Raw genomic sequence first — 21818 nt, forward strand, 5'->3', positions numbered from 1 at the left:
GACTTCGACCAGCGCTTCCGGCAGGCCTTCATGGCCGACCACCTGGCTGCCGCCCGGCGCGAGCGCGATGCCTGGATGGATACCTCTGAGGGCGCCCTGGCCCTGCTGCTGCTGCTGGATCAATTCCCGCGCAATGCCTTCCGCGGCACCGCCCACATGTTTGCCACCGATCCGCTGGCGCAGTTCTATACCGAACAGGCGCTGGCTTTCGGCCACGACCTGGCCGTGGAGCCGCCGCTGCGCCCCTTCATGTACCTGCCGCTGGAACATGCCGAGGACCTGGAAGCGCAGGTGCGCTGTGTGGCGCTCTGTCGGCCGCTGGGCGGGGAAACCCTGCGCTATGCGGAAGTCCACCACGAGATCATCAGCCGCTTCGGCCGTTTTCCGCACCGCAATGATGTGCTGGGGCGCGTCACGACCACTGAAGAAGAAGCCTTTCTGCGCGGCGGCGGCTTCGGCGGCTAGGCGCGCGGCGGCCGCTGGCTGGCCGCCTTGTAACCACCTGGTACTGAAAACCCGGAAAACCTCTGGAAATCCGAAACTTAGCGGGTTTCCCCGGCGCTTTAGATGTTAATGTTGCATTGCAATATTTTCTGCGATGTAATCGCAGCAGAGGTACGCATGTTCCGCTGCGCCGTGAGCCTGACGGCGCCGTTCTGATCAATACGGAGTCCGCCATGCCCACCAGCCCACGCGCCAGCGTCCGCGCGCCAACCAATACCCCATCCCAGGCCCAGGGCACGCCCCTGACCTCCCTGTTTTCGCTGACGCCCTGGTCGGCCGCCATGACCTATGCCGTCGATGCCTGGCAACGCTCCGTGCTGTACGCAGATGTCATGCGCCAGCGCGGCAACCAGTATCAGGAGCACCTGGCGCAGCAGGAACCCAATGTTCTCAGCATGCAATCGGAAATCATCGCCCGCGGCAATACCTTGCCGCGCCCGGTGAATTACATGCTGTCGCGCATCATCCCGCCCGCAGACGTCATCATCGACCCGCGCAAGCGCCCCTTCGTGGTGGTCGATCCGCGCGCCGGCCACGGCCCCGGTATCGGCGGCTTCAAGCCTGAAAGCGAACTGGGTGTCGCCATCCGCGCCGGCCACCCTTGCTACTTCGTCGGCTTCCTGCCCGACCCGGAACCCGGCCAGACGGTCGAGGATGTCATGCGCGCCGAGGCCTTCTTCCTGGAAACCGTCATTGCACGGCACCCGGATGCAGAAGGCAAACCTGTCGTCATCGGCAATTGCCAGGCCGGCTGGCAGGTCATGATGACCGCCGCCATGCGGCCTGAACTTTTCGGCCCCATCATTCTGGCTGGCGCGCCGCTGTCCTACTGGGCGGGCTGGCGCGGCATGAACCCGATGCGTTATCTGGGCGGCTTGTTGGGCGGCTCCTGGCTGACCGCGCTGACCAGCGACATGGGCGACGGCAAGTTTGACGGCGCCTGGCTGGTGCGCAATTTTGAATTCCTGAACCCGGCCAATACGCTGTGGGACAAGCAATACAATCTGTACGCCAATGTGGATACCGAAACCGAGCGCTATCTCGGCTTTGAAAAATGGTGGGGCGGCCACGTTTATCTGAACGGCGACGAAATCCAATATATCGTCGATAACCTGTTCGTCGGCAACCGCCTGTCCACGGCAGATCTGGTCACCACCGACGGCATCCGCCTGGACTTGCGCAACATCCAGTCGCCCATCATTGTTTTCTGCTCGCGCGGAGACAACATCACGCCGCCGCCGCAGGCGCTGGGCTGGCTGACCGACGTTTACCAGAACGACGAGGAAATCCGCGCCCATGGCCAGACCATCGTGTATGCCGTCCATGAAAGCATCGGCCACCTGGGCATCTTCGTCTCGGGCAGCGTGGCGCGCAAGGAACACCAGGAATTCACCAGCAACATCGACCTGATCGACGTCTTGCCCACCGGCATCTACGAAGCCATCATCCGCGACAAGAAAAGCGATACGCCCAACGCCGATCTGACGGAAGGCCCGTATATCGCCAGCTTCGAGCGCCGCAAGCTGGATCAAGTCCGCAAAATCATCGAACCGATCCAGGAAGACGACCGCCGCTTTGCCACGGTCGCCCGCATGTCGGAAATCAATCTGGGCCTTTACCGGCGTTTCCTGCAACCCTGGGTGCAGCTCTGGGCCACGCCCACCGTGGCGGAAACGCTGCGCGTGCTGCATCCCCTGCGCTTGCAGTATGAAGCCTTCAGCGACAAGAATCCGCTGGCCGAAAGCACGGCCAAGCTCGCCGAGAAAGTCCGTGAAGAACGGGTGCCGGTGGCCGCCGACAATATCTTCCGGGTCTGGCAGGAAATCCTGTCGCGCAGCATTTCGTCCGGCCTGGATATCTGGCGTGTCACGCGTGACGATATCGTCGAACAGATGTTCATGACGATCTATGGCTCACCGCTGGCCCAGACGCTGGCCGGGCTGGGCGCGCACCCCGAAGCGCCCTCGCGCAAGCACCCGGGCGTCTCGCCGGAACACCGCGACTTCGTCAAGAATACCCTGGCCGGGCTGCGCGCCCAGGTCAGCCGCGGCGGTCTGCGCGAAGCCTGCATCCGGATGCTGGTGTATGTTGGCCACGGCGAAGGCGCCATCGACGAACGCAATTTCAATTTGATCCGCCGCCTGCGTGTCGATCACGACAAGAGCATGACGCTGGAGCGTTTCAAGGAAATGGTGCGCGAGCAGGCCCTGATGATGATGCTCGACATGCAGGCGGCCATCCAGAGCATGCCCATCCTGCTGTCGCAGGCCTCGGAAGCCAATATCCGCCAGGCGCTGGAACAGATGATCCGGGTGGTCACGGCCGCTGGCGACAAGCTCGGCGACACCAGCCAGGCGCGGCTGGAAGAAATGCGCGCCATCTTCGAGTCGGCTGCCGACCGCGCCGCGCGCTTCCCCATCCTGGGCGCGACAGCGCCGGCGGCCAACCCGCAGAGCCGCGTGGCGCAAGCCACCGAAACCCAGCCCATCCCCGGACTGGAACCAGCCCCCTGGGCCACCGCAAAAAGCGGCGGCAAACAGGTGGCCCTGCCCGACCCCAAGCCTGAGCTGGGCGCCGCGCTTGACGACGCCGCCCCCGATGGCAGCCCGGCAGGCAAGCCCGGCGCCGCGCGCAAGACACCCGCCAAACGCACAGGCGCCAGCGCCGCCCCGGCGGCGCCCCGTCCTGCTGCCTCGGCCACGCCCGCGCCGGTCGCCCCGGCCAAACCTGCTGCGGCAGCACCGGCCGCCAAACCCGCAGCCTCCCCTGCATCCGGCACCGCTGCGGCAGCGCCTGCTGCCGCCAAACCCGCTGCAAGCACAGCCGCGGCAACAAAACCCGGAGCAGTCAAAACCGCGGCAAGCAAGGCCGCGCCAGCGAAATCCGCAACGGCAAAGCCTGCTGCTGTCACGCCTGCCGCCAAACCCGTTGGCGCCAAGCCGGCTGTCACGAAGCCCGCTGAAACCAAACCGGCTGAAGCCAAGCCTGCCGCGCCAGCCGCGAAACCTGCGCCCCCGGCAGCAGGCAAACCGGCCAGCAAGGCGGCGGCCGCCAAGCGGGCGCCCCGCACGGCTGCCGCGCCACGGCGCAGCCCTCGCAGCAAAGCCTCCGGCAAATAAACCCGCTTGAGGCCCTGGCCCCATCACGGTGCCGCTTCCCAGTGAAGCGGCACCGTTTTTTCATGGCGGCGCGCCCGCGGGCAGCCTGCGCTTAGCCAGCCCGCCGCGCCATCCAGTCCAGCACCAGATCCAGCGTTCTGGAGACATGCTCGACGGCGGCTTCCCGGGCCGCTGCGGGATTGCGTGCGGCCAGGGCCGCAATAATGTCTTCGTGCTGCTGGATGTTTTCTTCCATCAGCCGTGATGGCATTTTCGAAGCGAGATTCAAGGTGCTGCTGACTATCCCGCTTTGCAGCTCCTTGATGAGTTCATGCAGGCGTTCATTGTGGCTGGCGACCGTAATGACATCGTGAAAATTGCGGTTATGACGCAGCCATTCCGACCCTTCTTCCTCGCGCACACGCGACCGCAGCGCTTGCGCATACAGACCCTGGTGCCTGGCCAGCAGCGCCAGGTCTTCGTCCTCTATCCAATCGACGGCCAGCTTCGCGGCCAGCCCTTCCAGCTCCGCCCGGATCTGAAAGGCTTCACGAATCGCCTGGGGTGAAGGCACCGCCACAAACGCGCGGCCGCTGGCCGTGAGCGAAATCGCGCGGCGGGCCTCCAGAAACCGCAATGCCTCCCGGATGGGGGTGCGGCTGATCTGAAATTCATTAGCCAATTCGTACTGGCTCAGCGGATCCCCAGGCAAGTACTGCCCCGTCTGAATCCGCCGGAAGATTTCATCTGCAATTTCTGCTGAAGATCTCATGGTTCTACCCTGAAACAGGCAACGCGCCGCAGCGGGCCATTCGGCCCAGACTGGCGCCGCTGCCTCGCCCATCAAACCCCGCATCTTACAGGATCCCATAATTTTATATCGGGACACTGTTCGTGCTGGAACCGAGGCCGCGCAAGCGCCGCTTAGGGGTTTTCGCTGATGCCCGGCTTGCTATGGCCCAAATAGGATACTATTCGCCGAAACGGGATCCTGTTTTATAAATAAAGGATCCCATTAACCAGGAGAGCAGCATGTTTGGCACAGACGCAATTACCGGTAAACCCATTCTTCACAAAGACGGCCGCGGCGGCCCGCTGACTGAAGACCACCAATGCATGCAAGCCATGCATGAAGACGACATCGAATGGCAGAACCTGCGCTATGAAGGGCAGCTCTCCAAGATGATGTTCCATCCCACCGCGGCAGATCCCACCATTCCGAACGCCGGTATCGTGAGCTACGCAAAAGGTTCGTCGCACCCCTTGCACAACCACTATTTCGCGCAGGTCTGGTATGTGCTGGAAGGCAAATTCCTGATTGAAGGCAAGGTCTATGGCAAGGGCGCCATGATGTTCCACCCGGATCCGCACTTCGAGTACGCGCTGGAAACACTGGAAGACGGCAAGATTCTGTATGTCCAGTATGTCGGCCCCCATACGAAACAAGGCGCCATCTACGAAGGCCGTTTCAATATGGACAAGCGCAAGAACCTGGAAGACGAGACGACGGCGATCTGAACGCCGCATGGACAGGGCCGGCCCACCACCGGCCCCTGCCCCAAGGAGACAATATGCACCCCACCCACCCTTCCGCTGTAATGGCGCCGCCGAAAAAACGCCAGCACATTACTGCCGGCCTTTCGAGCATGATAGGCACCACCATCGAGTGGTACGATTTTTTCATTTACGGCATCGCTGCCGCCCTCGTCTTCAACAAAATCTTTTTCCCCGCCATCGACCCCGTCACCGGCACGCTGGCCGCATTCGGCACCTACGCCGTCGGTTTCATAGCGCGGCCCTTGGGCGGTATTGTGTTCGGCCATTTCGGTGACCGCGTCGGCCGGAAATCCATGCTGATGATCAGCCTAATGCTCATGGGCGTGCCCACCGTGCTCATCGGCCTCACCCCCAGCTACGAGCTGATCGGCTACTGGGGGGCTGTCATCCTGATCGTGCTGCGCTTCTGCCAGGGCCTGGCCGTCGGCGGCGAATGGGGCGGCGCCGTCCTGATGGCGGTCGAGCACGCCCCCAGCAAGAAAAAAGGATTCTTCGGCAGCCTGCCGCAGGTTGGCGTCGCCCCCGGGCTGATTCTGTCCTCATTGGCCATGGGCGCCGTCGCGCAGTTGCCGGAAGAACAGATGCTGAGCTGGGGCTGGCGCCTTCCCTTCCTGGCCAGTTTCGTACTGCTGGGCGTGGGCTGGTTCATCCGCGCAAAAGTCGCGGAATCCCCCGAGTTTGCCGCTGCGCGTGAAAAAAACAGCAGCGCTGCGCAAACCCTGCCTTTGCGCGCGGTGCTATCCCAGCATAAAGTGCCGACGCTGGTCGCGCTGATTGCCTGTATTGCCGAGAAAACCTGGTTCTACACCATTGCGACCTTCTCGCTGACCTATGCCGTGAGCGCGCTCAATCTGCCGAAACAAATCATTCTTGATGCCGTGCTCTGGGGGGCTGTGACCACCTTGTTCACGATTCCCCTATTCGGCATTCTGGGCGACTATCTCAACAAACAAGCCATTTTCATTGCTGGCGCGGCAGGCATCGCCTTGTTCAGCGGGCCATTTTTCTCTCTGCTCGGCGAACGCACCGACAGCCATATCACCCTGGCCATGGTGATCGGGTTCGGCCTGGTTTATGCAGCCATGTATGCGCAGGAGGCAAGCTTGTTTTCCAGCATGTTCCCGCCTGAAATCCGCTACACAGGTATCTCTCTGGCCGTCCAGATCGGCGGTGCTATCGGCGGCGGCACAGCGCCGCTGGTGGCAACCTATCTGCTGAAAAGCGGTGACGGCGACCCCAGGCTGATCGTGATGTATATGGCAAGCCTGGGCGTTATTGCCATGGTGTGCGGCCTGTTCATGAAGCCCTACCGTGCGCCGGAAGCCGCCGAAAAAGCCTGAAGCCTGAAGCCTGAAGCCTGAAGCCTGAAGCCTGAAGCCTGAAAGCCATCTTCCCGCGGCAAAGCCCCGCGCGCCGCGCAAGCAAAAAAACTGCCGTGACACCCTGGAAAGGATGTCACGGCAGTATGCGTTCACGCCGGACCGGATCAGGCGCTGGCGCGTTGCTGCAAGATTTCCACGGCAGGCAATACCTTGCCTTCCAGGAACTCCAGGAAAGCGCCGCCGCCGGTAGAGATATAGCTGACGTCGCCAGCAATGCCGAACTTGGCAATGGCGGCCAGGGTATCGCCGCCACCTGCGATGGAGAAGGCCGGCGATGCCGCGATGGCGCGGGCGATGACTTCCGTCCCCTTGGCAAAGGCGTCGAACTCGAACACGCCCACCGGGCCATTCCAAACGATGGTGCCGGCCTGCTTCAGGATACCCGCCAGCTGTTCGGCCGATTGCGGGCCAATGTCCAGAATCAGGTCATCTTCGGCAACATCATCGACAGACTTGACCGTGGCCTGGGCATCTGCGCCGAACTGCTTGGCGCACACCACATCCACCGGAATGGGTACTGCCGCGCCGCGTTGCTGCATGCGTTCGATCACGGACTTGGCCTGGCCAATCTGTTCCGGTTCCGCCAGGGACTTGCCGATGGGCTTGCCCAGCGCCAGCAGGAAAGTATTGGCAATGCCGCCGCCCACCACCAGCTGGTCCACCTTATCGGCCAGGGCTTCCAGAATGGAAAGCTTGGTCGATACCTTGGAACCTGCCACGATGGCTACCAGCGGACGCGCCGGCGCCTGCAGCGCACGGCCCAGGGCTTCCAGCTCAGCCGCCAGCAGCGGGCCAGCCGCCGCGACCGGCGCAAAGCGGGCGATGCCATGCGTGGTCGCTTCCGCGCGGTGCGCGGTGCCGAAAGCGTCATTGACATACACATCGCACAACGCGGCCATCTTGCGCGACAGGGCCTCGTCGTTCTTTTTCTCGCCCGGATTGACCCGGCAGTTTTCCAGCAGCACGACCCGGCCCGGCAGCACCTCGACGCCATCGACCCAATCGCGCACCAGCGGCACTTCCGCGCCCAGCAGTTGCGACAGGCGGCGCGCCACAGGCGCCAGGCTATCTTCCGGTTTCAGTTCGCCTTCCTTGGGGCGCCCCAGGTGCGAGGTCACCATGACGGCGGCGCCGGCATCCAGCGCCAGGCGGATGCCGGGCACCGATGCGCGCACGCGGGTGTCTTCACTGATATTGCCTTCATCATCAAAAGGCACGTTCAGGTCAGCGCGGATGAAAACGCGCTTGCCGGCGAGTTGGCCGCTGGCTGCCAGCTTTTCCAGCGTGTGCACAGCCAGCGTAGAGGGAGTCTTGGACATGGATGGCTCCGGATGCAAGAGTAAGACATGAAAAAGCCCGCTGCCTACGCGCCCCGCATGGGGAGCGCGCAAGACAGCGGGCGTAGCGGCGCGCAGGCTCAGGCCGGCAGGCGCCCGTGAGTGCTTTTAGGCTGCGTTCATCAGCGCAACAGTGGTGTCCAGCATGCGGTTGCTGAAGCCCCACTCGTTGTCGTACCAGGACGACACCTTGACCAGACGGCCGTTGACCTTGGTCAGCGTGGCGTCGAAGGAGCTGGATGCCGGGTTGTGGTTGAAGTCCACCGAAACCAGCGGTTCCGTGTTGTAGGCCAGGATACCCTTCAGGGCGCCTTCGGAGGCTTCCTTCAGGATGGCGTTCACTTCTTCCACCGTGGTGTCGCGCTCGGCGATGAAGGACAGGTCAACCAGCGACACGTTGATGGTCGGCACGCGAATCGCGTAACCATCCAGGCGGCCGTTCAGTTCGGGCAGCACCAGGCCGACAGCGGCGGCAGCGCCGGTCTTGGTCGGGATCATGCTTTGCGTGGCCGAACGGGCGCGGCGCAGGTCTTCGTGGTAAACGTCGGTCAGCACCTGGTCGTTGGTGTAGGCGTGCACGGTCGTCATCAGACCGGTCACCAGGCCCAGCTTGGCATGCAGCGGCTGAACCAGCGGCGCCAGGCAGTTGGTGGTGCAAGAAGCGTTGGAGATCACCGTGTCGGTGGACTTCAGCACTTGGTGGTTCACGCCATACACGACGGTGGCGTCAACATCCTTGCCGCCGGGGGCCGAGATGACCACTTTCTTGGCGCCGCCCTTCAGGTGGGCGCTGGCTTTTTCCTTGCTGGTGAAGAAGCCGGTGCATTCCAGCACCACGTCCACGCCCAGCTCGCCCCACGGCAGCTCGGCCGGGTTGCGGTTGGCCAGCACGCGGATGCGGTCACCGTTGACCACCATGCTGTCGCCGTCCACCGACACGGTGCCGGGGAAACGGCCATGAGCGGTGTCGTACTGCGTCAGGTGGGCATTGGTCTTGGGATCGCCCAGGTCGTTGATGGCCACGATTTCGATATCGTGTTTCTTGCCACCTTCGTAGTGTGCACGCAGAACGTTGCGGCCGATACGGCCGTAGCCATTGATGGCGACGCGAATGGTCATGACAGTAATCTCCTTGATTTACAGAATGCGTTGAACAGCGGCTGCCACATTCTCGGCAGTCAGGCCGAAATGCTTGAAAAGGACACCAGCCGGCGCCGACTCACCATAGGTGTCGATGCCGACGACCGCGCCACGGCGGCCGACATATTTGTGCCAGAGCGCGGTGCTGCCGGCCTCGACCGCCACGGCGGGCAGGTCCACGGGCAGGACGGCATCACGCCAGGCCTGATCCTGGGCATCGAAGACCTCGGTGCAAGGCATGGAGACCACGCGCACCGGAATACCGGCTTCGGCCAATTGCTTCTGGGCTTCCAGCGCCAGCGCGACCTCAGAGCCGGTCGCAATGATTGCGGCACGGGCGCCCTGGGCGTCGCGCAGCACATAGCCGCCACGAGCCACGGCTGCCAGCGTCGCGGCATCGCGTTCGATGAAAGGCAGGTTCTGGCGCGACAGCAGCAGCGCGCTCGGGCCGCCGGCATGCACATCCATGCCAATGCTGGCCGGACGCGTGACAGCGGTATTCCAGGCCACCACGGTTTCCACCGTGTCGGCCGGACGCCAGACATGCAGGTTGGGAATCAGGCGCAGGCTGGAGGCATGCTCGATGGACTGGTGGGTCGGACCGTCTTCGCCCAGGCCGATGGAGTCGTGCGTGAAGACATGCACCACGCGCTGCTTCATCAGCGCCGCCATGCGGATCGCATTGCGGGAGTAATCGGAGAACGTCAGGAAGGTGCCGCCAAACGGCAGGAAGCCGCCATGCAGTGCCATGCCATTCATGATGGCCGCCATGCCGAATTCGCGCACACCATAGTTGATGTGACGGCCAGCCTGCACACCATGCTCGCCGGCGCGAACGGCGACAGCGCCCTTCCAGTCGGTGAAGTTGGAGCCGGTCAGGTCGGCCGAGCCGCCCAGCATTTCAGGCAGCAGTTCCACCAGCGCGGTAATCGCCTGCTGCGAAGCCTTGCGCGTGGCAACCGTCTGGGCTTCCGCCACCGTGCGCTGCAACAGTTCCTGCAAGCGCTGTTCGATGCCTTCGGGCAGTTTGCCTGCCAGGCGGCGCTGCAATTCAGCGGCTTCGGCCGGGTATGCCGCCGCGTAGGCGTCGAACCCGGTTTGCCATTGTTCTTGCTGGCTGGCGCCGCGGGCGCGCGCATCCCAGGCGGCATAGACTTCTGCCGGCACGTCGAACGGCGCATGGTTCCAGCCGATGACGGCACGCGTGGCGGCGATTTCATCCGCGCCCAGCGGCGCGCCGTGAACTTTTTCGGAACCGGCCAGCTTGGGCGAACCCTTGCCGATAATGGTGCGGCAGGCGATCAGCGTGGGGCCCTTGCCCGCTTCGGCATTCTGGCGCGCTTGCGCCAGCGCCGCATCCACGGCATCGACATCATGGCCGTCAACGGCGCGGATCACGTTCCAGCCATAGCTTTCGAAACGCTTGGCGGTGTCATCGGCAAACCAATGCTCGACCTGGCCGTCAATGGAAATACCGTTGTCGTCGTACAGCGCGATCAGCTTGGACAGACGCAAGGTGCCCGCCAGCGAGCAGACCTCGTGGGAAATGCCTTCCATCAGGCAGCCATCGCCCAGGAACACATAGGTGTTATGGTCGATCACGGCATGGCCGGGACGATTAAACTCGGCGGCCAGCAGCGCTTCGGCCAGCGCCAGGCCCACGGCATTGCCCAGGCCTTGGCCCAGCGGGCCAGTGGTGGTTTCCACGCCCGGGGTGATGCCGACTTCCGGGTGGCCCGGCGTGCGCGAATGCAATTGGCGGAAGTTGCGCAGCTCTTCGATGGGCAAGTCATAGCCCGTCAGGTGCAGCAAAGCGTAGATCAACATGGAACCGTGGCCGTTCGACAACACGAAACGGTCGCGGCCGGCCCATGCAGGATCGGCCGGATTATGGCGCAAATGGCGCAGCCACAAGGCCTGCGCAATGTCCGCCATGCCCATGGGGGCACCCGGGTGGCCGGAATTGGCCTGTTGCACGGCATCCATGGCCAACGCGCGCACGGCGGCCGACAGGACGGACGGGGAAGCTGAAGACTCGGTCATCGACTCACTCTCATGCGGCACGACACCCCTGAAGGCGCGTGGCCTGAAGCCTAAGGAATAACCATAGATTTTAGCATCGCCCATCCGCTGCTGCCTGCGATTCCCCGCAATACCTTCGCCAAGCCCCCTGGCAACACAGTCAGCCCCCCCTGTTCCGGCTGCGCGGAACGCCCGGCACCGGCCCCAAACGGGTATCCCAGCCGAGATCCGGAACAATCCGCGGCCCAGATACGCCCGGCGGCCAAATAACGCTAAGATGGGCGGCGCCAAACCCATTGCAGCGCCAACGATTTGCTGTGCCGTCCTTTCAGTGCCGTCCTTTCAGTGCCGTCCTTTCAGTGCCGTCCTTTCAGTGCCGTCCTTTCAGTGCAGTCCTCTTCAAGCCCGTCATGTCCGCCCCACGTTTTTTCTGCCCTGCCGAGATCCCGCCCCATAGCCGCTTCCTGTTGCCGGATGCCCCGGCGCACCATGCGCTGCGTGTGCTGCGCCTGCGCCAGGACAGCCCCATCGTGCTGTTCGACGGCTTAGGCGGCGAATACCCGGCCACGCTGGATATCGACGGCAAGCAAGCCTATGCGCTGACCGGCGCGCGCCTGCCCCGGGAAGCCGAGCTGCCTGGCCGCATCGTGCTGGTGCAAGGCCTGCCCTCGGGCGACAAAATGGACTGGGTCATCGAAAAGGCCGTCGAAACCGGCATCAGCGCCGTCCTGCCAGTGGCCGCGCAGCGCAGCGTGCTGCAACTGGATGGCGAACGCCTGGAAAAACGTCTGGGCCGCTGGCGCGGCATTGTCCAATCGGCCAGCGAGCAATGCGGGCGTAACCGTCTGCTAGAAGTTGCCAGGCCCCAGAGCCTGGCCCAAACGTTGGCCAGCCTGCCGCCCGGACTCACGCTGTTTTGCCACCCGGATGCCGCGGCGCCGCTGCTGGACTGCCTGCGGCAAGCCGCCCCCGGCCCCGGCGCGCCCCTGATTCTGATGGTCGGGCCTGAAGGGGGATGGTCGGAAGCGGAACTGACGCTGGCGCGCGCCCATGGCGCGCAGCCGGTCAGCCTGGGCGCCAGGGTCATGCGCACCGAAACTGCCGGGATTGTGCTGGCATCGGCCTGCAGCGCCCTGCTAGGCTGGCTGGACTAACCCCGGGCGCCGCCCGGCACGCGGCCGCTTCACAAGTCTTCACATTCGTCACCACTTTGCAACACGCAGCTGACGCTGCCTGCTGGTTACACTTGCGGCCGTTCCCCTTTTCCTTCTTTCCCCCTTTCCATGTTCCCGCTGCGGTTTTGCCTTGACCGCACCATGCAGCGCTGACTGCCAGGAGACCTCACTGTGAAATTCCGCTATCCCTCCGCCCTGATCCTTGCCGCCGCGCTGGCAGGTTGCGCCAATATGGACCCGAATGCGCTGATGGCCGCCGGTTCCAGCGCCTTCACCGCCGTCAGCCTGAGCGACAACGACATCGTCTCGCTGTCCGATGCGTCCTGCAAACAAAGCGACGCGCAATCGCCCATCGCTCCTGCGTCCAGCCCCTATACCAAGCGCCTGAATCGTGTCATGCAAGGCTTTGGGCCGGTCACGCTCAATGGCCAAAGCATTAACTACAAGGTCTATATGACCAATGAAGTCAATGCCTGGGCCATGGGCAACGGCTGCATCCGCGTCTATAAAGGCCTGATGGACATGATGACCGATGATGAGCTGCGCGGCGTGATTGGCCATGAAATGGGCCACGTGGCCCTGGGCCACAGCAAAAAAGCCATGCGCACCGCCTATGCCGTCAATGCGGCGCGCACCGCTGCCGCCGGCTCGGGCAACAGCACGGTGTCCGCGCTGAGCCAATCGGAATTGGGCAACCTGACGGAAGCGTTGATCAATGCGCAGTTCTCCCAAAGCCAGGAATTCGAAGCCGACGATTACTCCTTCAATCTACTGGGCCAAAAGGGCATGAACCGCCAGGGCCTGGCCACGGCTTTTGAAAAGCTGGCTGAACTCGATGGCGGCCAGAGCAGCATCATGAGCTCGCACCCGTCCTCGCCTGAACGCGCGCGCCGCGTGCGGGATCGCCTGTAAGGCCGCCGCAGCCGGCAGCGCCCTGAAGGCGCTCCCAACCAAGACACCCCGCGCGGCCCCATCGGCCACGCCATGAAAAACGGCCTCATATGAGGCCGTTTTTCATATGAGGCCGTTTACACATCAGGCTGTTTACACATCAGGCCGTGTTTACCTGCTGCCGTTTTTACCTGCTGCCTCATTCACGCGAAGCGCGCGGGCACAGTCCCGCAGCCCGGCTTAACGCCGCCCGGCAAAGGCCGACGCCAAACGGCGCAAGGGTTCTTTGTGCATGTCCCGCTGAGCACGCGACCAGCGGGCAATCACCGTTTTCAGCTCCGCATGCAAAGCGTCCGCCGTCGCCCAATCCCCCTGGCCTGCGGCCCAGACCGCATATTCCGCCCGGCTTTCAAAACTGCCATGGCGGGTGACGGCCTCCTGGAATTGCGCTCGGGCCTGCTCAATCTCACCCTGCTCCGCATAGGCCCGCGCCAGCAGCAAACTGACAGCGTCGGCGCGGAACTGCGGGTTCGCCTGGCGGACGGCTTGCAAATGCTGGGCGCAGCGCTGCGCATTCTGCGCGGCAAAGGCGGCCTGGGCCGCCAGCCAGCGGATTTCCAGATCTTCGGAAAACACGCCACTCAGGCAGTTCTCGAACAAAGCCAGCGCTTGCTGCGGCTGGTCTGCTTCCAGCAATGCCTTGGCAAGCCGGATCTGATTTTGCGCTGTCGGCGTGTAATCGTAAGCCTGCTGCGCAGCGCGCAACTCCCTGCCAGGATCCAGGGTTTTGACGGCCACCGCCGCCACCTTGCCTGCATGATGCGTCAGCCGTGATTCCGGCAGATAGATGGCAAGAAAATAAATGACGCTGCCCAGCAAGGGGAAGGACAGCAAAATAAAAATCCAGAAAATCTGCTGACGCGTGCGGACGGCATGCACCGCGAAGAAAATCGCAATCAGCAGATGCAGGCCCAGACCAATGTAAGGCATGAAAATTCCTATGGCACAACGGAAGGAAGCGGTTTGGGCAGCGATTTTAAAGCAGGGTTCCGCGAATGCCCCGGGTCCCATGCGTAACAAAACCTCTTCCCGCCTCCTCCCGCCTCCTCCTGCCTCCTCCTGCCTGCCCCGTCAGTCTCACCCTTCCCGCTGGCCCCTCCTTCTGGCCCTTCCTACCGGCCGCTGCATGTCTGGCCCTGCCCGCCTGGCAAGCTGCCCTGGCAGCGCCAGGGCACCGGTTCAGAGTCAGGCTTCAGGGCGCCGCCACCGGAAAGCCATGACAACGGGCGCGCCAGACGGCGATCAAGGCCAGGGCCAGCAAGCCCAGCAGCACAGGCGAAAAAGCCGCGACACCGAACTGGCTGAGCAGCATGCCGCCTGCCACCCCGCCTCCGGCAATGGCCATATTCCAGGCCGTCACCAGCATGGATTGCGCCACGTCAGCCGCCGGCCCGGCAGCCTGCGCCAGCGCCGTCTGGAATAAGGTTGCCACGCCGCCGAAAGCCAGCCCCCAGACAGCCACAGCCAGGTACACCACGGCTGGCCCGCCCCATCCCGGGCCAGCCGCGCCCAGCACCAGAGCGGACAGGCCGAACAATACCGTACTGGCAATCGTCAGGCGGCGCAGATGCCGGTCTATCAGCACGCCGACAATCCAGATGCCCGGCAGGGAGGCAAGCCCGAACACCAGCAGCACCACATCGGTCTGGCCTGCCATCTCCGCCGCCGCCAGAAACGGCGCGATATAGGTGTAGAGAATGTTATGCGCCAGCACAAAGGCCAATGTGGCGCACAGGACGGCGCGAACGCCCGGGATGGTGAATACCTGCGCCAGCGGCAGGCGCGCGCTGGCGGCCTGCCCCGGAAAATCCGGCAAGCGCAGCCGCGCCCAGTACATGAGCGCCAGAGCCGCCCCGCTCATGATCCCGAAGCTCATGCGCCAGCCGAACTGCTGCCCCAGAAAAGTCCCTGCCGGAATGCCGATGGACAGCGCCAGCGGCGTGCCGACCATGGCAATCGCGATGGCCCGGCCCCGCAGGTGGCCCGGCACCATGCGGGCGGCATACCCTGCCACCAGCGCCCAAAGCAAGCCGGCAGCCACCCCGGCCAAAAAACGCGCGGCCATGGTCAGGGCGAAACTGGCGGAAACGGCCGTGACTGTATTGGCAATGAAAAACCCCGCCATGGCCGTCAATAGCAAGGCGCGGCGGCGCATACCCTGCGTCACGGTCATCAAAGGAATCGCAGCCACCAGGGAACCCAGGGCATAAATAGTCACGGTTTGCCCTATCCAGGCTTCGGAAACTGCCAGCCCCTGCGCCATTTGCGGCAGCAGCCCCGCGGGCAAGGCTTCCGTCAGCACCGTGATGAAAGCCCCCATGGCCAGCGTGAGCAAAGCGGCGATAGGCATGCGTGCTTGCGCGGATGCGCTCATGATGCCTGCTCCAGCGAGTGATACACCGCATCGCGCAAATCCGTGACGAAACGCCCGGACATGCCTTCGTACAACGTATTGGTGAACGCCACCACGCTGAGCGCCCGCGCCCGATCCACGAACCAGGAATGGCCATAGGCGCCGCCCCAGCGCCAGGTTCCCGCCGACTCCGGCGATGCCGCCAGCGCCGGGTCGCGCAACACGGAAAACCCCAGGCCGAAACCCAGCCCCGGCGCCCCAGGCAAGGCCAGGCCCGCCGTCTGGTCCCGCCCCATTTCCTCGACCAGCCAGCCAGGCAGCAGCCCGGCGCCATCCTGGCGCAAGTTTTCCAGCAAACGCAGGAAGTCGCCCGCACTGCCCGCCATCCCCCCGCCGCCAGACGGAAAGGCCAGCGGATCCAGAATCCGCGCCGGGCTGAAGCGTATGCCTGCCAAGCCCTCAAGATGCGACACGCGTTCCCCTTCTACCAGCCGATGCGGCCGGGGCTGGCCATTCACATACGCCGTGGCCAGGCGCTCCGGCCCGCTGACGGAAAAACCGGTATCCGCCATGCCCAGCGGCCCCGTCACCAGTTCGCGCACAGCCGCTTCCAGCGGCCCGCCCCACGCTCGCGCAATCACCGCGCCCAGCACATCCGTCGCAATCGAATAGCCCCAGGACGTTCCCGGTTCGTAATACAGCGGCACTGCCGCCAAACGGCGCAAATTTTCCGCCAGGCTGAGATCGGCATCATCCATGCCATCCGACACCCCCGCGCGCGCATACGGCCCCTGCTCATCGGCTTCAAAAAACCGGTAGCCCAAGCCTGCGGTATGGCTCAGCAATTGCCTGAGCGTCACACGTGCGGGCCTGCCGTCAGGCAGGCGCGGCCGGAAGGCCGGCAGCCACTGCGTGATATCGCCATCCAGTGCCAGCTTCCCCTGCGCCACCAAGACCAGCGCGGCTACTGAAACAATGGGTTTGCTGACCGATGCCAGGCGAAAAACCGTGGCACCGGTCATGGCCAGGCCAGCCTCGCGGTCACGCCAGCCCGAGGCTTGCTGATGGATCAGCTCGCCAGCGCGCGCCACCAGCACGACCGCGCCAACCAGCCGCTGTTCATCCAGCGCCTGCTGCACCACTGCCTGAACCCTGGCAGCCAAGGGAAAATCGGTCGCCTGCGGCGCCGTACTGACGATACCTCGCTGGCCCCCGGCCAGTAGGCCGGGGCTTGCGCTTAAGTGCATGGTCACGGGAAATCCTTTGTTCTACGGAAAGTCCCGTCACGATAGAGAAGCCTGGATTAAAGAAAAAGTAGGCTACATTTCCACTTTGAAAGGACATTTATGTCCGCAATGCAAGGGAACGCCGTGGATAGCCTCAACAGTTTCGTCGTGTTCGTGCAGGTGGCGGAAACCCGCAGCTTTGTCGCCGCTGGCCGCCAACTGGGGGTTTCCGCCTCTGCTATCGGCAAAAGCGTGGCGCGGCTGGAAGAAAAACTGGGCGTCCGGCTGTTTCACCGCAGCACGCGCAGCGTCACGCTGACCGCCGAAGGCATGCTGTTTCTGGAGCGCAGCCGCCGTATCCTGGCGGAAATCGAAGCGGCCGAGCAAGAGCTCTCGCAAGCCTCGGACACCCCGCGCGGCCGTCTGCGCGTCAGCCTGCCTTTGGTCAGTTCCCTGATCCTGCCGGTCCTGGGCGAGTTCATGCGCCAGTATCCGGACATAGAACTGGATCTCGACTTCTCTGACCGTCTCGTCAACGTGATTGAGGAAGGGTTTGACGCCGTGGTCAGAACCGGCATGCCCAGCGATTCGCGGCTCTCGGCGCGCAAGCTGGGCAACTTCAATTCATTACTGGTGGCTTCGCCCGACTACCTGGCGCGCGCTGGCACCCCCAGGACACCGGCAGACCTGTTGCAGCACCGCTGCCTGCGCTATCGCTACCCCAATAGCGGCATGCTGGAAAAATGGCCCTTGCAGCAAGCCCCGGGAGAACCGGAACTGCAACTGCCGACCTCCATGATCTGCAACAACATCGAGACCCGCCTGTGCTTCGCGCTGCGCGGCCTGGGCATTGCCTATCTGCCGGATTTCGCGGTGCGCGACCTGATGGCAGAGGGAAAATTGCAGCAGGTGCTGGCCAAACATATGGCCTGCACCGGTGTATTTCATGTGCTCTGGCCGGCCAGCAAACACCCGTCACCCAAGGTGCGCGCCTTCGTTGATTTTCTTCACGCGCGGGTATTTCCTGTGTCCGGCCCAACCGGCAAGCCGGCCAGGCGCGCGGCCAGCCACTAGCTGCCGCACGCCGCCGCGGCTATCAGCTGCGCGCCGCCACCACGCGCTTGGCTGCGTCCAGGGTCATGGCAGCCCATTCGACCGGCGTCAGGTGCGCGCGCGACTGCGTCGGCAGTTCCACGCTGACAGGCAGGTCTTCCGGCAGGCTGTTCCACAGGCCTTGCACGTCTATCCCGCCTTCGCCCGGCAGCAGGCGCTCGATACGCCCGGCATGGATATAGTCTTCCATGGTGGGGTTTTCGATGGCCGGCGCATCGCAAATCTGCGCGTACTGCATCCATTTGCGCGGCAAGGCGCGCACTTCCGCCAGCGTCGTGGCGGAGCGGCCAAAATGCAGCGCGTCGATCAGGATGCCGCCGTTTTCCGGCTCACCAGCCTGCTGCACCATGCGATAGGCATCGTTGAGGTTCTTCACTGCCGTCCAGGGCATGAATTCCACATTGGGACGCAGGCCATAAGGCAGGGCCGCTTCGCAGAAACGCGCATAGTTGTCGGCGCGGCGCTGTTCATCCTCGTCATCCACACCAACCAGGATGGCCTTGCCGCCCAGTTTGGCGCCGATTTCCATGAATGCCTGGTAGGCATCGGGCTGAAATCCGTCATTGATGCGGACGATTTCCAGATCGAAAACGCCCACACCGGTATCTTCCATGCGCGCCAGCGTTTCGCGCAGCATGGCGGCATCTTCCATCAGGTTGTAGGCCGGGCCGCCAGGCGCGGCCGGCAACAGACGCAGACCGGCAAAATCGTAGCCCGCCTTGGCCGCCACACTAATCACTTCAGGCGGCGTCTGGGCCAGCACCGTCAGGTGGGCCAGCGAATAAGGGGGAACCACAGGCTTGGTATCAGACATGAATTTTCTCTCCTCCAGAAAATGCAGCGCCGCTGCCTGCGATACGCAGGCCGGCACGGCACCCTGCGCCGGCCGGCTATGCGCCGCGGTCCGGCTGCAAAAAGGCGCCCTGAGGCGCCCTGTCTCCGGCATGCCGGATGCGGTTTACTTCAGCGGCGAAATGGCCATGGGCACGAAGACCTGCGAATGCATGTCCGTCGTCAGCCAGTCCGGGCCGCCCTTGGGCGGCCAGATGCCTTTCTTGACGGCATCGGCACGGGCCTGGGAACGCTCATTCAGGTCGGCATACGGCCAGACCTGGGTGAAGCGCGGCTCGCCGTCCAGCGCATACATAGCAGCCAGGCAAGGCGACACTTCGGCACGCGCCGGCAGAGCGCCTTCCCAGGCAGCCAGCGTGTGCGGCAGGCCGCCAGTCTTGAACTTGTAGGTACGGATTTCATACACGCCGCCGTAGGCGCCGGCTTGCGGCGCGGACAGCCACGGGAAGCCCTTGTAGCTTTCCCATTCCAGCTTGACCATCAGTTCGGCGGCGCCAAAGGGGTTGGCGCTTTCCAGGCCGCGCTGACGCTCGGCCAGCAGGTCTTCTGCCGTCTCGAAGCTGCGCAGGATGGCGATCTGGTTCAGGTCACCGATATCCGAAAACCACACGCCATGCAGCGCGCCGCGCGCGCCCTCTGCGCTCACATACGCCTGAATGCCTTCAGCCGCCTTGGCCGCCGTGCCGAAACGCACGGTAATCTTCGCCAATTCGTAGAACATCATCACTCTCCTTGTCGCTGCCGGCCGGAAGGCAGTATGCCGCCCGGCCATCCGCATTCACTCAATCCGCGCCCGCAGGCGCGGTCTCAAACCGCAGCAGGCTGCTTGCCTGCCATGTGATGCCCGGCGATATAGCCGAACGTCATTGCCGGGCCCAGCGTAATGCCACCGCTGGGATAACGGCCGCCCATCACGCTGCTCATATCCGCGCCACAGGCATACAGGCCGGCAATCGGATTGCCCGCCTGGTCCAACACCTGCGCGTGTTCATTGGCGCGCAGGCCTGCAAAGGTTCCCAGGCTGCCGGGCACCAGCCGTACCGCATAGAACGGCCCGTGCTCGATGGCTGCCATACAGGGGTTGGGCTGGCAGGCCGCATCGCCCTGCACCCGGTTATAAGGGGTATCACCTCGGCCGAACTCACTATCCACCCCGCGCCGCGCATCCTCGTTGTAACGCGCCGCCGACGCTTCCAGCGTCTTGGCGTCGATGCCGCACTGCTGCGCCAGTTCCGCCATCGTGCGGCCCTGTTTCAGATAACCGGAACGCAGCGCCCAACGATAAGGCATGGGCGCAGGGCGCACAGCCCCCAGACCATAGCGGCGCAGGAAATGGTGGTCGCAGACCAGCCAGGCATGCGCGGGCTGGCCCGCCGGGAAATGGGCGAACAGGCCTTCCATGAAATCGTAGTACGAGTCCGCTTCGTTGACGAAACGCTGCCCCGCCTGCGTCACAGCCATCACGCCGGGTTTGCCCCGTTCGATCAGGTGCGGATAGCTATTGGAATCACGCTGTTTGCCCGGCACCAAGGATACCGGCGCCCAGCCTGCGGGACGATACAGCCCGGAATCCACACTGGCGCCTACCGACTCGCCCAGCCGCAGGCCGTCGCCGGTATTGCTTGGCGGCGCGGCGGACCAGTGCTCCTTGCCGGTCGGCGCATGTGCAAACAAAGCCTGCTTGCGCGCGACATCATGCGGAAAGCCGCCGCAGGCCAGCACCACGCCGCGCCGGGCGATGATTTCGGTTTCGCGGCCATCCTTGCCTTGCACGCGCACGCCCGTCACCCGCCCGTCCGCGCCGCGCAGCAGCCCGGTCACCGGCGTGGCCACACGGATATCCACCTTGCGGTCCAGGGCCGACTTGGCCAGCCCGGCGACCAGCGCATTGCCGTTCACCAGATGCAGGCCGCGGCCGTGAATGATGCGTTCCCAGAAATGCCTGACCACACGGCGGGTCACATGCACGAAAGAACGCGCCGAGCGCATGGCATTCATGAAATGCCCCAGATCGGCGCCCGAGGCAATCCCCATGCGCCAGGGCGCGATCAGGTCCAGCGGTTCACGCATATCCGCCAGGCGCTTGCCCAGGGCGCGCCCGTCGAACGGCGCGGCGCAGACAGAACGGCCGCCGGTCATGGCGCCATCCTGCTTGCCATGAAAGTCCGGAATGGTGTTGCCGGCAATGAACTGCAGCGCGGTCTTTTGCTCGAAGAACGACACCATGGCCGGCGCGTACTGCAAAAATGCCTCAACGCGCGGCTCGTCGTAATACTCGCCCAGTTCATTGCGCAGATAGCGGCGCGGCCCTTCCAGGTCTTCGACGATCCCGGCACGCACCGCCAGCGGATTGCGCGGCACCCACATCCAGCCGCCGGACCACGCCGTGGTGCCGCCGTATTGCCGGTGCTTTTCCAGCACCAGCACGCTCAGACCCTGCTCCGCTGCCGTCACTGCGGCAGACAGGCCGCCGGCGCCTGAGCCCACCACCACCACATCGAATTCCTGCCGCGTCACAGCCGTTGCCGCCATCTTCATTTACTCCAGATCCACGCGGTCGCCGCTGACAGCGGCCCGGCCTACCGCCAGGGTCGCCTGCAAGGTGCGCAAACCATCCTCACCGCTGCAAACCGGGGTTTCCTTGCCTTCAACCACTGCCGCGAAGTGACGCAATTGCTCGTCATAAGGGTGGCCCAAATGGGGCGCCGTGCGCTCCATCGTCAAGGGCTCATGCCAGCCGGGCTTGCCGCGGTATTCCCAGACTTCCAGCAAAGGCAGCGTCAGTGAGGCCTGCGTTCCGACCAGATAATGCGAATTCACTTGCTGGCGCGGGTAATGCTCGGCCTCACCGGCCGCCATGTCCCAGCACCAGGGCGATGCCGCCGTATCCGACACCGTCAGCGTCGCCAATGCGCCGCTGGCAAACGTCAGCACCACGGCTGCCGTATCCTCGACCGCATGGCCGCGCACCTGATTGGCGCTGGCAGCCTGCACATTGACGATATCGCCCAGCAGGAAACGCAGCAGGTCGATATCGTGAATCATATTGATGAGGATGGGGCCGCCGCCCGGCTCCCGCCGCCAGGCCGCTGCGAAATAGCTAGCGGG

General features: G+C 64.0%; 18 protein-coding genes. 7 read left to right on the plus strand and 11 right to left on the minus strand.

All coding sequences use genetic code 11. The features are described from left to right. Positions 1–465 (plus strand): DUF924 family protein (locus tag ACTJGZ_RS11025; RefSeq protein WP_441662968.1); only part of this gene is annotated, 465 nt, incomplete at its 5' end. 212 nt (positions 466–677) lie between these two features. After that, on the plus strand, positions 678–3623 hold the full coding sequence (locus ACTJGZ_RS11030; RefSeq protein WP_441662969.1) for a DUF3141 domain-containing protein: 2946 nt from the start codon (positions 678–680) through the stop codon (positions 3621–3623). Positions 3624–3714: 91 nt separating this feature from the next. Here the strand turns inward: ACTJGZ_RS11030 and ACTJGZ_RS11035 are convergent, their stop codons facing one another. Then, a complete protein-coding gene (locus tag ACTJGZ_RS11035; protein ID WP_441662970.1) occupies positions 3715–4374 on the minus strand; it encodes a GntR family transcriptional regulator in 660 nt (219 codons plus the stop codon). 260 nt (positions 4375–4634) lie between these two features. Between ACTJGZ_RS11035 and ACTJGZ_RS11040 the strand changes: the two genes are divergently transcribed. Both ACTJGZ_RS11040 and ACTJGZ_RS11045 read left to right on the plus strand, forming a co-directional pair. Then, on the plus strand, positions 4635–5120 hold the full coding sequence (locus tag ACTJGZ_RS11040; protein WP_441662971.1) for a cupin domain-containing protein: 486 nt from the start codon (positions 4635–4637) through the stop codon (positions 5118–5120). 53 nt (positions 5121–5173) lie between these two features. Further along, the gene (locus tag ACTJGZ_RS11045) at positions 5174–6499 is read left to right on the plus strand and encodes an MFS transporter (protein ID WP_441662972.1); all 1326 of its coding nucleotides are present in this window, start codon (positions 5174–5176) and stop codon (positions 6497–6499) included. A gap of 146 nt (positions 6500–6645) precedes the next feature. On the opposite strand, the gene ACTJGZ_RS11050 is transcribed toward ACTJGZ_RS11045, so the two are convergent. From ACTJGZ_RS11050 to tkt, 3 genes are all read right to left on the minus strand, one after another. Beyond that, positions 6646–7860, minus strand: coding sequence for a phosphoglycerate kinase (locus tag ACTJGZ_RS11050; protein ID WP_441662973.1), 1215 nt, complete (start codon positions 7858–7860; stop codon positions 6646–6648). Positions 7861–7986: 126 nt separating this feature from the next. Next, positions 7987–8997, minus strand: coding sequence for a type I glyceraldehyde-3-phosphate dehydrogenase (gene gap, locus ACTJGZ_RS11055; protein ID WP_441662974.1), 1011 nt, complete (start codon positions 8995–8997; stop codon positions 7987–7989). 18 nt (positions 8998–9015) lie between these two features. After that, complete coding sequence (gene tkt, locus ACTJGZ_RS11060) at positions 9016–11061, minus strand: transketolase (RefSeq protein ID WP_441662975.1); 2046 nt, start codon at positions 11059–11061, stop codon at positions 9016–9018. Between the two features lie 389 nt (positions 11062–11450). Here tkt and ACTJGZ_RS11065 point away from each other — a divergent pair, with 389 nt between their 5' ends. Beyond that, positions 11451–12194, plus strand: coding sequence for a 16S rRNA (uracil(1498)-N(3))-methyltransferase (locus ACTJGZ_RS11065; RefSeq protein ID WP_441662976.1), 744 nt, complete (start codon positions 11451–11453; stop codon positions 12192–12194). A gap of 252 nt (positions 12195–12446) precedes the next feature. Then, positions 12447–13127 carry a M48 family metalloprotease gene (locus ACTJGZ_RS11070; protein ID WP_441662984.1) on the plus strand — a complete coding sequence of 227 codons (681 nt, stop codon included), beginning with the start codon at positions 12447–12449 and terminating at the stop codon, positions 13125–13127. Positions 13128–13346: 219 nt separating this feature from the next. Here the strand turns inward: ACTJGZ_RS11070 and ACTJGZ_RS11075 are convergent, their stop codons facing one another. From ACTJGZ_RS11075 to ACTJGZ_RS11085, 3 genes are all read right to left on the minus strand, one after another. Beyond that, entirely contained in the window at positions 13347–14096 is a 750-nt protein-coding gene (locus tag ACTJGZ_RS11075) for a tetratricopeptide repeat protein (protein ID WP_441662977.1), read from the minus strand. Positions 14097–14358: 262 nt separating this feature from the next. Continuing rightward, the gene (locus tag ACTJGZ_RS11080) at positions 14359–15540 is read right to left on the minus strand and encodes an MFS transporter (RefSeq protein WP_441662978.1); all 1182 of its coding nucleotides are present in this window, start codon (positions 15538–15540) and stop codon (positions 14359–14361) included. Then, a complete protein-coding gene (locus tag ACTJGZ_RS11085) occupies positions 15537–16772 on the minus strand; it encodes a serine hydrolase domain-containing protein (protein ID WP_441662979.1) in 1236 nt (411 codons plus the stop codon). Before ACTJGZ_RS11085 ends, ACTJGZ_RS11080 begins: the two co-directional genes overlap by 4 nt. A 117-nt stretch (positions 16773–16889) precedes the next feature. On the opposite strand from ACTJGZ_RS11085, the gene ACTJGZ_RS11090 reads away from it, so the two are divergent. Next, positions 16890–17819 carry a LysR family transcriptional regulator gene (locus tag ACTJGZ_RS11090; protein WP_441662985.1) on the plus strand — a complete coding sequence of 310 codons (930 nt, stop codon included), beginning with the start codon at positions 16890–16892 and terminating at the stop codon, positions 17817–17819. Positions 17820–17841: 22 nt separating this feature from the next. Here ACTJGZ_RS11090 and ACTJGZ_RS11095 read toward each other — a convergent pair whose 3' ends face one another. The 4 genes from ACTJGZ_RS11095 to ACTJGZ_RS11110 form a co-directional block, all read right to left on the minus strand. Further along, on the minus strand, positions 17842–18672 hold the full coding sequence (locus tag ACTJGZ_RS11095; protein WP_441662980.1) for a sugar phosphate isomerase/epimerase family protein: 831 nt from the start codon (positions 18670–18672) through the stop codon (positions 17842–17844). A gap of 144 nt (positions 18673–18816) precedes the next feature. Further along, complete coding sequence (locus ACTJGZ_RS11100; RefSeq protein ID WP_441662981.1) at positions 18817–19434, minus strand: NIPSNAP family protein; 618 nt, start codon at positions 19432–19434, stop codon at positions 18817–18819. A gap of 83 nt (positions 19435–19517) precedes the next feature. Beyond that, the gene (locus ACTJGZ_RS11105) at positions 19518–21242 is read right to left on the minus strand and encodes an FAD-dependent oxidoreductase (protein ID WP_441662982.1); all 1725 of its coding nucleotides are present in this window, start codon (positions 21240–21242) and stop codon (positions 19518–19520) included. A gap of 6 nt (positions 21243–21248) precedes the next feature. Next, the coding region (locus ACTJGZ_RS11110) for a Gfo/Idh/MocA family protein (protein ID WP_441662983.1) at positions 21249–21818 on the minus strand (570 nt) is incomplete at its 5' end.

The sequence above is a fragment of the Kerstersia sp. genome (assembly GCF_052103615.1).
Lineage (GTDB): Bacteria > Pseudomonadota > Gammaproteobacteria > Burkholderiales > Burkholderiaceae_B > Kerstersia.